Raw genomic sequence first — 12991 nt, 5'->3', positions numbered from 1 at the left:
CATGACCACGGATGCTCCGCTGCCCGCCGCACCGCCGCTGCAGACGCTGTCACGCGGCATCCGAATGCTCGAACTGCTCGCCGACACGGGCGAACCGATGCCGATCCCCGCGATCGCGACCGGCCTGGGCCTGCACCGCTCGATCACGTACCGGATCCTGCGCACCCTCGAGGAGCACGGACTGGTGGTGCGCGATGCGTCCGGCTCGGTGCAGCTCGGCCCCCGCATGGCGACCCTCGCCCGTTCGGTCTCGCGCGACCTCCAGTCGGCGGCACTCCCCCAGCTCACCGCGGTCGCGAACGAGCTCGGCATGACCGCGTTCCTCGTCGTGCTCGACCGCCACGACGTCGTCACCCTCGTCACGGTCGAGCCGACGCACGCGCACGGCACGGTCGCGCAACGACCCGGCACGAGGCATCCGCTCGCGACCGGTGCGCCGGGCATCGCGATCCAGTCCGTGCTGACCGAGGCGCAGTGGCGCGCGCTGCCCGACGAGCACCCGCGCGACGAGGCCGCCGAGGCGCTCGCACGCGGGTACGCGACCAGTCACGACGAGGTGATCCCCGGGCTCGCCGCGGTCGCGTCGCCGGTGTCCGCGCCCGGGCACCCGGTCGCGGCCATCGCGGTGGTCTACGTCGCCAGCGACCGCGACCCCGCCCCGATCGGAGCGCGACTCCGGCAGGCCGCCGCCGAGATCACCGCCGACCTGCGCTGACGGCGGCCGGCTCCGTCCGCACGATCGGCGCGAAGAACGCACCGAGCTCGTCGGTGGCGGTGAGCGGCAGCACGTGCGCCACGTACTGGTCGGGCCGCACGACGACGACGGCGCCGCCGCGATCGATGCCCCGCGCCGCGAAGACGTCGTCGGCGGGATCGACGGCGTAGACGTGCTCGTAGTCGGTGAGCCCGAACGGCCCGGTCGCCGGCAGGAACACCCGCGGCACCGCGCCCAGGTCGACCTCGCCGTGCGGCTGCCGGTACACGACCTTGACGTCGAACCAGTCGTTCGGCGCGACGCCGTCGGGCACCGCGGCGAGCGGCGAGTCGGGCGAGGCCGTCAGCCACTCGGCGAAGGCCGGGAGCGCCGGGCCGGAGGTCTCACCGGCGCCGGCCGCGTCGGCGAACGCGTAGATGCGCCAGCGACCGTCGGCGCGGGCGTGGTGCCCGAGCTGCACGGGGTTGCCGTCGCAGACCCGCGCGACCGGGGCCGACTTGAACCGCTTGCCGATCGGGTACCCGGTCGCGAGCGACTGATGATCGGCGGGCCCGACGATGAGCGACGGCGCGTACTCGGTCATGAATCCGGCGGGGAACTCGGCGGTGCGCACGTAGAAGTCCTCGAGCTCGGTGGGGCTGTCGAATTCCTCGGGCTTGCGCGCCATCATGCTCGACCAGGTGCGGTCGAAGTCGATCAGGTTCGCAGCGACCACCTGCCGCTCGGCCGAGTAGGTCTCGAGCAGCGCGGCGGGCGCCCGGCCCTCGAGCACGTGGCCGAGCTTCCAGGCGATGTTCCAGCCGTCCTGCATCGAGACGTTCATGCCCTGCCCTGCCTTCGCGCTGTGCGTGTGGCAGGCGTCGCCGGTGATGAACACGCGCGGGTGGCGCCGGCCGACCGCGTCGGCGGGCACGTCGTCGAACCGGTCGGTGAGCCGGTGCCCGACCTCGTACACGCTGTGCCAGGCGACGTGCCGCACGTCGAGCGTGTACGGGTGCATGATCGCGTTCGCCTTCGCGATGATCTGCTCGATCGTGGTCGCGCGCACCGCGCCGGCGTCGTCGGGCGCGACCTCGCCGAGGTCGACGTACATGCGGAAGAGGTGCCCGCCCTCGCGCGGGATGAGCAGGATGTTGCCTGCCTCCGACTGGATCGAGCACTTCGTGCGGATGTCGGGGAAGTCGGTGACGACGAGCACGTCCATCACGCCCCACGCGTGGTTGGACCGGTCGCCGGCCATGCGGCATCCGATCGCGTCCCGCACCCGGCTGCGCGCGCCGTCGGCGCCGATGACGTACTTGGCGCGGATGGTGCGCTCCTGCCCGGCGTCGTCGCCGGCCGTGCGCCGCACGCGCACGGCGACGGGGTGGACGGATGCCTCGCCGGCGACGGTCTCGGCGGCGGTCTGGTCGGCGGTCTCGGCGGTCTGGTCGACCTCGAGCCCGAGGAACTCCCAGCCGTAGTCGGGCGTGATGCGGCCCGGCGAGTTGGCGGCGAACTCGGCGAAGTGGTCGAGCACGCGCGCCTGGTTCACGATGAGGTGCGGGAACTCGCTGATGCCGGCGGGGTCGTCGGGCGCGACCGCGGTGCGCACGATGCGCGACGGGTCGGCGGGGTCGGGCTTCCAGAAGGCCATCTCGGTGATGCGATAGGCCTCGGCGATGATGCGCTCGGCGAAGCCGAACGCCTGGAACGTCTCGACGCTGCGCGCCTGGATGCCGTCGGCCTGGCCGATGACCAGCCGGCCGTCGCGGCGCTCGATGAGCCGGGTCGACACGTCGGGGAACTGCGCGAGCTGCGCCGCCGCGATCATGCCCGCGGGGCCCGACCCGACGATCAGCACGTCGACCTCGTCGGGGAGCTCGGTCGGCCGGTCGAGCCCGATGCCCGCGGCGGGTTCGACCCGCGGGTCGCCCGACACGTAGCCGTGGTGGTGGAACTGCACGGAATCTCCTCACTCCATCGTGATCTCGTTCGATAATCGAACGCAGCATTCGCATATCGCGCATTCGGATCATAGGCGGTGCCGTTCTCGACGGCAACCGAGCGGGAGCGGATGCCGCGGGCTACCGTGGGGCACATGGCCGCGACCATGTCCCGCGACCAGCGACTCGTGCTCGCGATCGCCGTGCTCGCGTCGTTCGTCGCGTTCCTCGACGGCACCGTCGTGACCGTCGCGCTGCCCGCCATCACCCGCGAGCTCGGCGGCGGGCTCACCACCCAGCAGTGGACCGTCGACGCGTACCTCATCACGCTCGGCTCGCTGATCCTGGTCGCCGGGTCGGCGAGCGACGTGTACGGGCGCTGGCTGATCATGCGCGTCGGCCTCATCGGCTTCGGCCTCACCTCGATCGCGGTGGCGGCCGCGCCCTCGCCCGAGTTCCTCATCGTCGCGCGGGCCCTGCAGGGCATCGCGGGTGCGCTGCTCGTGCCGAGCTCGCTCGCGATCATCACGGCGAACTTCCGCGACGAGGCGCAGGCGCGCGCCATCGGCATCTGGACCGCGCTCACCACCGCCGCGATGGTGGCGGGGCCCCTCATCGGTGGGCTGTTCGTGGACTTCGCCACGTGGCGGCTGGTGTTCCTCATCAACGTCCTGCCGATCGCGGTGACGCTCTGGTTGCTCGTGCGGCTCGGGCACCGCGACGAGCGGCGCGCCGGCGCCCGCATCGACTGGCTCGGCGCCGCGCTCTGCACGGTGGGGCTCGGCGGCATCGTGTTCGCCCTCATCGAGCAGCCGAACCTCGGCTGGGGCTCGCCCGCGATCTTCCTACCGCTCGCGATCGGGGTCGCCGCGTTCGCGGGGTTCATCGTGCGCCAGCGCTTCGCGCCGCAGCCGCTGATGCCGCTGGCGCTGTTCAAGATCCGCAACTTCTGGAGCGGCAACATCGCGACGCTGTTCGTCTACGCCGCGCTCTCGCTGAACGGATTCGTGCTCGGGGTCTACCTGCAGCAGGGCGCCGGGCTCACGGCGACCCTCGCCGGGCTCGCGACGCTGCCGTCGACGCTCATCATGATCGGCTTCAGCTCGCGGGTCGGCAGCTGGTCGGGCAAGCTCGGGCCGCGGCGGTTCATGACGATCGGGCCGATCATCATGGCGGTCGGCGCCCTGCTGCTGCTCACCGTGTCCGAGGACTTCTCGTACTGGTGGCAGGTGCTGCCGAGCGTCGTCGTGTTCGGCAGCGGCCTGACCCTCACCGTCACGCCGCTGACCAGCGCCATCCTCGGCGCGATCGACCCTGCCCGGTCGGGCATCGCGTCGGCCGTGAACAACGCCGTCGCCCGCGTCGCCGGCCTCATCGTGATCGCGATGCTCGCCGCGATCGTCGGCGGGCAGCTCGACCTGAACGGGTTCCACCGCGCCGCGATCGTGACGGCGGCGCTGATGGCCGCCGGCGGCATCGTCTCGTGGATCTGGATCCGCCGCCCCGAGGAGCAGGCCGGCAGCGCCGCCGCCCTCGAGGCGCAGAACGCCGACCGCCCCTCCTGAGCTGCTCGAACAGCCCGAGTGCGTGGCGTACGAGCCCGCGTTCGTCGTCGACCGACCCCGCCGCACGCGAGCGGCGCCGTCGGCAGGTGGTCGCGCGCGCCGAGCCCGCGCCCGCGGGCCGCTCGCTGCGCCAGTTCGGCGTCCGGCGCGCCAGTCCGGGTGGCGCGGAAGCCGCCGAAGTGGCGCGGCGGCGGCAGTCAGGGCGCGGCGGCGGCCGCAGTCAGGGCGCGGCGATCCACTCGGTCGCCGTCGTCAGCTCGTCGAGCAGTTCGGGAATCGGCTCGACCCCGAGGCCCGGACCCGTCGGCACGTCGATGCGGCCGTCGACCATCACGAACGGCGGCGTCAGGTCGGTGCGGTAGAACCGGTCGCTGGCCGAGATGTCGCCCGGCAGCGTGAACCCCGGCAGCGACGCCAGCGCGACGTTCGCCGCCCGGCCGATGCCCGACTCGATCATGCCGCCGCACCAGACCGGCACGCCGTTGGCCGCGGCGAGGTCGTGGATGCGCCGCGCCTCGAGGTACCCGCCGACGCGGCCGGGCTTGACGTTGATCACGCTCGTGGCACCGAGCCGGATCGCCGCGGCCGCCGACTGCGCCGAGGTGATCGACTCGTCGAGGCAGATCGGCGTCTGCACGAGTTTCGCCAGTTCGGCGTGGCCGAGCACGTCCTCCTCCTCGAGCGGCTGCTCGATGAGCAGCAGGTCGAACGCGTCGAGCCGGGCCAGATGCCGGGCATCCCGCAGGGTGTACGCGGTGTTCGCGTCGACCTGCAGCGGCACATCGTCGCCGAACCGCTCGCGCACGGCGCGCACCGGCTCGAGGTCCCACCCGGGTTCGATCTTCAGCTTGATGCGCACATACCCGGCGTCGAGGTATCCGCCGACCGTGTCGAGCAGCTGCGGAATCGAGTCCATGATGCCGACCGACACCCCAGCCGGCACCGACGCGTGCACGCCGCCCAGCTCGCGCGCGAACGAGCGGCCCTCGGCGCGCAACTCGGCGTCCAGCACCGCCATCTCGAGCGCGGCCTTGGCCATGCGATGGCCCTTGAACGGATGCAGCGCCTCACCGACGGCGTACGCGTCGGCGATGCCCGCCGCGAAGAGGGTCGGAATCAGGAACCGCCGCATCACGTCCTGCGCGCCGTCGATGTACTCGGGCGAGTAGGCGGGGTCGGGCAGCGCGACGCACTCGCCCCAGCCCGAGCCCTCGTCGGTGACCGCGCGCACCAGCAGGATGTCACGTTCGGTCTGCGTGCCGAACGAGGTGCGGAACGGGCCCACCAGCGGCATGCCCACCCGTCGCAGTTCGAAGCCCTCAAGCCTCATCGGCGTGCTCCTCCGTCGTCGGCGCCGTCGGCGCGATCTGCACGATCGGCGCGCACGACGCAGTCGCGCTCCCGATCGAAGCCGACGATACGGCACCGCGCCGGTTCAGGCGGGATCGGGTGCACCGCCCGAGGCGGTGTCGGCCTCGACGGTCTCGCCGTCGACCTGCTGCTCCTCGGGCAGTTCGATGTCCTCGCCGCGCGGCCGCTCGCCGTCGTCGTGGTCTCGTCTGTCGTTCATGCGGATGACGGTACGACGAGCACCGCCGCTCCGGCAGGGGCTTGCGGCATCCGGCGCCGTCTGCACGACCGCGGGGCCGAGCGCCATCGGACGCTCGACCCCGCGGGACGTGGCCGCTCAGTCGGCGTCGGCGGGCGACCCGAGCAGTTCGCGCACCCGGCTCGAGACCCGGTGGAACTCGTCGGTCTCGAGCACCTCGGCGTAGCCGCGCTCGGCGGGCAGGTCGACGCGGTGCTCCTCGAGGATGCGGCCGGGGCGCGGGCTCATCACGACCACCCGGCTCGCGAGGTACACCGCCTCGGCCACCGAGTGCGTGACCAGCAGCACAGTCGTGCCGGTGTGCGCCCAGATGCGGTTGAGCTCGACGTTCATCCGTTCGCGGGTCAGCGCGTCGAGGGCGCCGAACGGCTCGTCCATGAGCAGCACGCGCGGTTCGTGCAGCAGCGCGCGGCACAGCGCGACGCGCTGCTGCATGCCGCCCGAGAGCTCGTGCGGCAGCGCCTTCTCGAACCCGGTGAGCCCCGTCATCTCGATGAGCTCATCGGCCCGGATGCGGGCCGCCTTCATGTCCATACCGCGCATCTCGGCCTGCAGCAGGATGTTGCCCCGCACGTTGCGCCACTCCAGCAGCGCCGCGCGCTGGAACACGAAGCCGATGTCCTGGCGCGGCCCGCGCACCTCCTCGCCGTGCAGGCGGATCGACCCGCCGCTCGGCGTGGTGAGCCCGGCGACCGCCTTCAGGAGCGTCGACTTGCCGCAGCCCGACGGGCCGGCGATGGTGATGAACTCGCCGCGCTCGACCTCGAGGTCGGCGCCCTCGAGCGCCGTGACGCGACCGCGCTTCGACTCGAACGTGATCGACACGTCGCGGATCGACAGGATGGTGTCGGCGTCGGCCCGAGGCATCCGCTCGGCCGTCGTCTGCGTGTCCTGCTGCATGTCGGTGCTCCTACTCGGTCGGGGCGAACGAGGCGTCGAAGTACGTGTCGACGGTGCCGTCGCCCGAGATCAGACCGGCCTCGGCGAGCACCTCGAGGGTCGCCTCCCAGTCCTCGGTGGCGTTGACGCCGGGCGCGGAACCCTCGGTGGCGTCGGTGCTCAGCAGCTTGATGGTCTCCTGCCACTGGTCGAGCAGCACGGCGGACTCGGGCATCTGCGGGTCCTTGCCGTCCATCGCCTTCACGGCGTCCTCGGGATGCTCGGCTGCCGCGGCGAACGCCTCGGAGGTCGCGGCGACCAGCGCCTTCACGAGCTCGGGGTCGTCCGCGATCGTCGAGTCGGAGGCCACGAGCCCGTTGCTGAAGAAGCTGAGGCCGGCGTCGGAGTAGCGCAGGTAGCGCACCTCCTTGCCGCTCTTGGCCGCGATGGTCGGCCCCTGGTCGTGCGCGAAGCCGATCAGACCGTCGACCTGCCCCGAGAGCATCGCGGCGATCTTGCCGGCGGCGTCGAGGTTCTGCTGGGTGACGTCGTCGGGGCTCAGCCCGACCGCGTCGAGGAACATCGGGAACGTCGTGGTGGGCGCGTCGCCCGCCGAGACGGCGATCGTCTTGCCCTTCAGGTCGGCCGGCTCCTCGATGCCCGAGTCGGCGAAGACCTGCACCGCCGACGGGGTGGTCTGCAGGAACACGCCGACGCTCTTGATCGCGACGCCCTTGTCGATGTTGGCGAGCACCGCGGGCGTGTCGGCCCAGCCGAAGTCGACCTGGCCCTGACCCACGGCCTGAGCGGTCTTCGTCGACCCCTGGCCGGCCTGGATGGTCAGGTCGATGCCGTGGTCGGCGAAGATGCCCTCCTCGACGCCGTAGTAGAACGGGGCGTGCTCGCCGTACGGGTACCAGTTGAGCATCAGCGTCACGGGCGTGAGGCCGCCCTCATCTCCGGAGCCGCCGGAGGCGTCGGATCCGGTCGCGCCGGCGCACCCGGTGAGGGCGAGCGCTGCGACGCCGACGGCCGCGATCGAACCGAGGAGTGCACGAGACTTCTTCATCGAATGTCTTCTTTCTCTGCTGTGGTTTCGGAAGGTCAGGCCTGCACCGTCACGGCGCGCACATCGCGCCGCGACGCATGCCACGGGATGAGGAACCGCTCGGCGATCTGGATGATCGCGAACAGCACGACGCCGAGCAGCGACATGATGATCAGCGCCGCGAACAGCATCGCGGTGTCGAGGTTGCCGTTCGCCTGGAGGATCACGTAGCCGAGGCCCTCGTTCGCCCCGACGAACTCGCCGACGACCGCACCGGTGACGGCGAGCGTCGCGGCGACCTTCAGCCCGGAGAGCAGTTCGGGCAGGGCGGCGGGCAGCCGCACCTTGAGGAACGTCTTGAGCTTGCCGGCGCCCATCGTCGAGGTGAGCTGGAGGATCTCGGGATCGACCGACCGCAGACCCGAGAGCCCGGCGATCGCGACGGGGAAGAACGCCATCAGCACGGCGACCAGGATCTTCGGCGCCATGCCGAAACCGAGCCACACCACGAACAACGGCGCGATCGCGATCTTCGGGATGACCTGCGCGAACAGGATGACCGGATAGAGCGTCTGCTCGACGCCCTTCGAGTAGACCATGACGACGGCCACCGCGATGCCGATCACGATCGCGATCAGGAAGCCGATGACCGTCTCGTACGTGGTCACCCAGGTCTGCTGCGCGAGGTACGCGGCGTTGTCGGTGAACGCGGCCCAGGTCGCCGCGGGCGACGGGATGATGTACGGCGCGACCCAGTTGAGCGCCGTGGCCACCCACCAGACCAGCAGGACGGCGAGCGCGAACACGATCGGATGCCAATTGCGCACCCACCACGCCCGCAGGCGGCGCGGCTCCGGACCGCGTGCCTCGTGGACCGCCACCGAAACCGTGGCCGACTCTTGCACTGACATGATGGTCACCTCGACGTCGTTGTGAAGGTGGGAAAGCGTATTCCCGCAGGCTGCGAGTATAGGCACGTCGAGGGACGAGAGTCAAAACACTGCGGCCCCGGGCCCGTGTCGAGCCCGGGACCGCGGCAGCGGACCGAGGTCAGCCCACCGCCTTGCGCACCAGGTCGGTGACGGTCTGCTCGACCGCGGGCGTCCAGGCGCGGATCGCGAACCCGATCGGCCACAGGTCGCCGTCGTCGAGGGCCGCGCGGTCTTCGAACCCGATCGTCGCGTAGCGGGCCTTGAACTTGCTCGCGGGCTGGATGAAGACGACGATCTTGCCCGCATCGTTCGCGTAGCCCGGCATGCCGTAGTAGGTCTTCGGCACGAGGTCGGGAGCCACCTCGGCGACGACCCGGTGGAGCCCCTCGGCGAGCTCGCGATCGCCGGGCTCGAGCGCGGCGATCGCCTCGAGCACGGCCTTCTCGCCGGCGGCCCGGTTCTTGCCCGCCTTCTCCTGTTCGCGCAGTTCCTTCGCGCGCTGCTTGACCGCGTCGCGCTCTTCCTTGGTGAGTCCGGATGCTTCGGTGCCGGCCATCGTCGTGCTCCCTCTGTCGCTCGTGTCCCCCACATCGGGGCCGTCGACTTCAGCGTACGGAGCCCGCCCGCGGCGGACTTCTCGAATCCTGATCGATGCGTGCTCGGTGTTCCCGCCGCTGCGCCACCTCGACGTCGTCTGCGCCGGCCCGTCTGGCGCGCCGGCCGCCGAACCGGCGCAGCGCGCGGAGGCCCGTGCACGGCGGCGCGCGTATGCTCCACCACGATCCGGAACCGGCGCAGCGCGCGGGGCCCGTGGCAGACTGCCGGGATGCCCGACCTCGAGATGGCGCACCTGCCCGCGGGCGCGGTGACGCTGCACGACGCCCGCCGCGAGGAGCGGCGCACGGTCGAGCTCGAACCGTTCGAGATCGGGGTGTTCGCCGTCACCGAGGAACAGCTCGCCGAAGCGATCGGCGTGCCGGCGAGGCATCCGCTGCGCCCTGCGACCGACGTGACCTGGCTGCGCGCCGTGCGGTGCTGCAATGCGATGTCGGAGTGGGAGGGCCTCGACCCCGCCTACACGTTCGACGGCCTCGACGTGCGGTGGGACGTGTCGGCCGACGGGTACCGGCTGCCCACCGAGGCCGAGTGGGAGTACGCCTGCCGAGCGGGCTCGACCGGGCCGCACTACGGCCTGCTCGCCGAGGTCGCGTGGACCGCGGCCGACGGCGTGACCGCGCCGCAGCGGGTCGGCCTCAAGCTGCCCAACCTGAACGGCCTGTTCGACACCCTCGGCAACGTGTGGGAGTGGTGCTGGGACCTGCTCGACCCGGCCCGCTACGACGACTACCGGGTGTTCCGGGGCGGCGGATTCGCCGACAACGCCTGGAGCGTGCGCGCGTCGACCCGCCGCGGCGGCGCGCCCGGCATGCACCACGAGGACGTCGGCTTCCGCGTCGCCCGCGGCGGCTTCGACGGCGAGGATGCTGCGCAGGGCTGGTCGCTCGCCGCCGACCGCGAGCGCGCGACCCTCGACGGGCCGCTGCCGCCCGGCTGGACGCCGAGGCGGTAGCGGCGCCGCCGCCCGCCCTCGCCCCGCCCCTGCCCCCGCTCCTGCCCCCGTCCCCGTTCCGCCCCCGCTCCTGCCCCCGCCCCGTCCCCGTTCGGCCCCTGGTCCCGCTCCTGGCCCGCCCCCGTTCCCCGCTGCGCCACCTCGGCACCCGCTGCGCCAGCTCGTCGGGCGCAGAGGCCGTCGAAGTGGCGCAACGGCGATCGGCGAGTGCGCTTTCGGCCTGATGGGGGTATCTTTGCCGACACGCGTTATATCGCGTTTGACGCGCCGGCGGGGGCATGGCGCAGACGGGGGTGGGGCTCGTGACCGGCATCGAAGTCGTGCTGACCGCGCTCGGCGTCATCGTGCTGCTCGGCATCGCGTCGATCGTCACGGTCGTGCTGCTGCTGCGCGCGCTGTTCCGCCGCATCCGCCGGAGCGCGCGGGTCGAGCGCACTGCGCTGCGCGCCCGGGCGCGCGTGAGCCGCGGGCCGCAGCGCTCCGTGCTCGCACTGCGGGTGCGCCTCGACGACACGCTGCGCAGCGGCGCCTCGGCGATCGCGCTGACGGTGCGGCCCGAGACCCCCGGCCCGCGCGGCGAGCTGCCGCGGCTCTTCGATCGCATCCGCGACGAAGGCCGCGTGCTCGACCTGCAACTGCGCCTCATGGAGTCGGAGACGGATGCCTCGCGGCTCGCGTCCGAACTGCCGACGGCCCGCCGACGCGTCGAGCAGGTCGAACGGCTCGTGCGCCACGTGCGTTCGGCCGTGGCATCCGGCCTGTCGGGCGCGACCGACGACACCCTCGCCGCGCTCGACTCCGATGTCGAGCGCGAAGTCGCGGCCCTGCACGTCGGCATCGACGAGCTGAGAGTCCTCAACCGCCGCGACACCGCCTCCCGACCGACCGCCACCGACAAGGGGTACCGACCATGAGCAGCAACAGCCAGCGGGTGCGCACGATGTTCCGCGCGAAGACCTCGAAGGCGCTCGACCAGTTCGAAGACCCGCGCGACACCCTCGATGACAGTTACGACCAGCAGGTGAAACTGCTTCAGCAGGTTCGCCGGGCCGTGGCCGAGGTCGCGACCGCGAAGAAGCGCATCGAACTGCAGGGGCAGGAGATGGGCGCCCGCTACGCGCGGCTCGACGCGCAGGCCTCCGAGGCGCTGGCGCAGGGGCGCGAAGACCTGGCCCGCGCCGCGATCGAACGCCGCATGATGCTCGAAGGCCAGGTCGGCGCGCTGCAGCGCCAGCGCGCGTCGCTCGTGCAGCAGACCGCGCATCTGCAGGAACGCGAGCGCCGCCTCACCGATCAGGTCGCCGCCTTCCGCATCGAGAAGGAGACGATCAAGGCGACCTACACGGCGTCCGAGGCGCAGGTCCGCGCGAACGAGGCGGTCTCGGGGCTGAGTTCGTCGATCCAGGACGTCGGGTCGAGCCTCGACCGGGCCCGCGACCGCGTCAAGCAGATGCAGGCCCGCGCCGCCGCGACCGACGAGCTGCTCGCGAACGGCGCCCTCACTGACCTCACGGCCGCGCCCGATGCCGATATCGAGCGGCAGCTCGCGGCGGTCGTCGCCGACGCCGAGATCGACCGGCGGATGCGGGCGCTGCGGTCGGGCACGACCACGACGGATGCCTCGCCGGCTCGCCGCGGCGACGAGCCCGAGGCGTGGCTCGGCATCGGCCGGCCCGAGGCGTAGCGCCCCGCGCGGGTCGCCCGGGCGTTCCATTCCTCCGCGCGCAACCTCCGCGCGCCACTTCGGCGCGGTCTGCGCCACCTGGAGTGGCGCAGACCGCGTCGAACTGGCGCAGCCGTGCGGTGAGCGGCCCCACAGGGCGCCGCCCCGCACGGCCGCACCGCGCGCCGCGCCGCCCCGCGCGTCAGGCGAGCAGGTCGCCCATCTGCTTGGCGATCATCTCGGTGGCACGTTTGGGGCTGAGGCGCGAGATCTTGTCGATCATCGAGGCATCCGACCCGATCGTGGCGCGGAACCTGCCCTTCTCGATCGCCTCGACGATCACCCGGCCCGCATCGGGTGCGCTCGTCATCTTCCGCGTGCTCGACGCGGCCGCCTCCTCCGCGGTCTGCCCGCCGCCGATGGCGACGCCCGAGTTCGAGGCGATGTCGGTCGCGATGGCGCCCGGGTAGATCGCGGTGACCTGCACGTTCGAGCCGAGCAGTTCGGCGTACAGCGCTTCGGTGAGCAGCATCACCGCGGCCTTGGATGCCCCGTACACCGCCTGCCCGGGCACGGGCGCGAGGGCGCCCATGCTCGACACGTTCACGATCGCGGCCGAGGGTCGTTCGACCAGCCCCGGCAGGAACGCCTTCACCATGTGCACGACGCCCCAGAAGTTCACGTTCATGACCTTCTCGATCTCGTCGTACGGCAGGTCGATCACCTTCACGAACTTCTGGATGACCCCGGCGACGTTCACGATGCCGTCGGGCGCGCCGTGTTCGGCCGTGACGGCGGCCGGCAGCGCTTCGATCGCGGCCCGGTCGGTGATGTTCGCGGTGTGCGTCGTGAAGCGCGGGCCGGCCCCGGCCCGGCGACTCGTCTCGGCGAGCCCGGCCTCGCTCAGGTCGACGCCGGCGACGGATGCTCCGCCGGCGAGGAGTTGCAGCGCGACCTCGCGCCCGATGCCGTTGCCGGCCCCCGTGACCACGAAGACCTTGCCCCTGATGTCCATGCGAACCCCCGCTTCCGCTCACGACCGACTCTGCCTGTCACGGTAGCGAGCAGGGCGCCCCGCCGTCGAG

At 72.1% G+C, this 12991-nt stretch carries 13 protein-coding genes; 5 read left to right on the top strand and 8 right to left on the bottom strand.

The features are described from left to right. Position 1 precedes the first annotated feature (1 nt). Positions 2-715: an IclR family transcriptional regulator gene (locus MTO99_RS18305; protein ID WP_256461022.1), complete on the top strand. Its 714-nt coding sequence runs from the start codon at positions 2-4 to the stop codon at positions 713-715. On the opposite strand, the gene MTO99_RS18300 is transcribed toward MTO99_RS18305, so the two are convergent. Continuing rightward, positions 696-2660 carry an FAD-binding monooxygenase gene (locus tag MTO99_RS18300; protein ID WP_243555610.1) on the bottom strand — a complete coding sequence of 655 codons (1965 nt, stop codon included), beginning with the start codon at positions 2658-2660 and terminating at the stop codon, positions 696-698. The two genes, MTO99_RS18305 and MTO99_RS18300, sit on opposite strands and share 20 nt — an antisense overlap. A gap of 135 nt (positions 2661-2795) precedes the next feature. Here MTO99_RS18300 and MTO99_RS18295 point away from each other — a divergent pair, with 135 nt between their 5' ends. Continuing rightward, positions 2796-4205, top strand: a complete 1410-nt coding sequence (locus MTO99_RS18295; protein WP_243555609.1) for an MFS transporter — start codon at positions 2796-2798, stop codon at positions 4203-4205. Positions 4206-4425: 220 nt separating this feature from the next. Here MTO99_RS18295 and menC read toward each other — a convergent pair whose 3' ends face one another. The 6 genes from menC to MTO99_RS18270 all read right to left on the bottom strand — a co-directional run bounded on the left by menC (position 4426) and on the right by MTO99_RS18270 (position 9229). After that, complete coding sequence (gene menC / locus MTO99_RS18290; protein ID WP_243555608.1) at positions 4426-5535, bottom strand: o-succinylbenzoate synthase; 1110 nt, start codon at positions 5533-5535, stop codon at positions 4426-4428. 105 nt (positions 5536-5640) lie between these two features. Then, positions 5641-5775 (bottom strand): hypothetical protein, encoded by a 135-nt coding sequence (locus tag MTO99_RS19065; protein ID WP_256461021.1) that lies wholly within the window; start codon positions 5773-5775, stop codon positions 5641-5643. 117 nt (positions 5776-5892) lie between these two features. After that, on the bottom strand, positions 5893-6714 hold the full coding sequence (locus tag MTO99_RS18285; RefSeq protein ID WP_243555607.1) for an ABC transporter ATP-binding protein: 822 nt from the start codon (positions 6712-6714) through the stop codon (positions 5893-5895). A gap of 10 nt (positions 6715-6724) precedes the next feature. After that, positions 6725-7762 (bottom strand): ABC transporter substrate-binding protein, encoded by a 1038-nt coding sequence (locus tag MTO99_RS18280; protein WP_243555606.1) that lies wholly within the window; start codon positions 7760-7762, stop codon positions 6725-6727. A gap of 35 nt (positions 7763-7797) precedes the next feature. Further along, positions 7798-8652 (bottom strand): ABC transporter permease, encoded by an 855-nt coding sequence (locus tag MTO99_RS18275; RefSeq protein ID WP_243555605.1) that lies wholly within the window; start codon positions 8650-8652, stop codon positions 7798-7800. 139 nt (positions 8653-8791) lie between these two features. Further along, positions 8792-9229 (bottom strand): iron chaperone, encoded by a 438-nt coding sequence (locus tag MTO99_RS18270; RefSeq protein ID WP_243555604.1) that lies wholly within the window; start codon positions 9227-9229, stop codon positions 8792-8794. Between the two features lie 270 nt (positions 9230-9499). Here MTO99_RS18270 and MTO99_RS18265 point away from each other — a divergent pair, with 270 nt between their 5' ends. The 3 genes from MTO99_RS18265 (at position 9500) to MTO99_RS18255 (ending at position 11927) form a co-directional block, all read left to right on the top strand. After that, a complete protein-coding gene (locus MTO99_RS18265; RefSeq protein WP_243555603.1) occupies positions 9500-10243 on the top strand; it encodes a formylglycine-generating enzyme family protein in 744 nt (247 codons plus the stop codon). A 278-nt stretch (positions 10244-10521) separates the two neighbouring features. Continuing rightward, entirely contained in the window at positions 10522-11157 is a 636-nt protein-coding gene (locus MTO99_RS18260) for a hypothetical protein (RefSeq protein ID WP_243555602.1), read from the top strand. Continuing rightward, positions 11154-11927 (top strand): PspA/IM30 family protein, encoded by a 774-nt coding sequence (locus MTO99_RS18255; RefSeq protein ID WP_243555601.1) that lies wholly within the window; start codon positions 11154-11156, stop codon positions 11925-11927. Before MTO99_RS18260 ends, MTO99_RS18255 begins: the two co-directional genes overlap by 4 nt. A gap of 181 nt (positions 11928-12108) precedes the next feature. On the opposite strand, the gene MTO99_RS18250 is transcribed toward MTO99_RS18255, so the two are convergent. After that, positions 12109-12921: an SDR family NAD(P)-dependent oxidoreductase gene (locus MTO99_RS18250; RefSeq protein WP_243555600.1), complete on the bottom strand. Its 813-nt coding sequence runs from the start codon at positions 12919-12921 to the stop codon at positions 12109-12111. Positions 12922-12991: the final 70 nt, after the last annotated feature.

Source organism: Agromyces larvae, from assembly GCF_022811705.1.
Lineage (GTDB): Bacteria > Actinomycetota > Actinomycetes > Actinomycetales > Microbacteriaceae > Agromyces > Agromyces larvae.
This window is presented reverse-complemented; position numbering and strand designations above follow the sequence as displayed.

Coding starts and splice junctions, on each gene's coding strand:
- MTO99_RS18305 (WP_256461022.1), top strand. CDS start 2: ATGACCACGGATGCTCCGCTGCCCGCCGCACCGCCGCTGCAGACGCTG.
- MTO99_RS18295 (WP_243555609.1), top strand. CDS start 2,796: ATGGCCGCGACCATGTCCCGCGACCAGCGACTCGTGCTCGCGATCGCC.
- menC (WP_243555608.1), bottom strand. CDS start 5,535: ATGAGGCTTGAGGGCTTCGAACTGCGACGGGTGGGCATGCCGCTGGTG.
- MTO99_RS19065 (WP_256461021.1), bottom strand. CDS start 5,775: ATGAACGACAGACGAGACCACGACGACGGCGAGCGGCCGCGCGGCGAG.
- MTO99_RS18285 (WP_243555607.1), bottom strand. CDS start 6,714: ATGCAGCAGGACACGCAGACGACGGCCGAGCGGATGCCTCGGGCCGAC.
- MTO99_RS18280 (WP_243555606.1), bottom strand. CDS start 7,762: ATGAAGAAGTCTCGTGCACTCCTCGGTTCGATCGCGGCCGTCGGCGTC.
- MTO99_RS18275 (WP_243555605.1), bottom strand. CDS start 8,652: ATGTCAGTGCAAGAGTCGGCCACGGTTTCGGTGGCGGTCCACGAGGCA.
- MTO99_RS18270 (WP_243555604.1), bottom strand. CDS start 9,229: ATGGCCGGCACCGAAGCATCCGGACTCACCAAGGAAGAGCGCGACGCG.
- MTO99_RS18265 (WP_243555603.1), top strand. CDS start 9,500: ATGCCCGACCTCGAGATGGCGCACCTGCCCGCGGGCGCGGTGACGCTG.
- MTO99_RS18260 (WP_243555602.1), top strand. CDS start 10,522: ATGGCGCAGACGGGGGTGGGGCTCGTGACCGGCATCGAAGTCGTGCTG.
- MTO99_RS18255 (WP_243555601.1), top strand. CDS start 11,154: ATGAGCAGCAACAGCCAGCGGGTGCGCACGATGTTCCGCGCGAAGACC.
- MTO99_RS18250 (WP_243555600.1), bottom strand. CDS start 12,921: ATGGACATCAGGGGCAAGGTCTTCGTGGTCACGGGGGCCGGCAACGGC.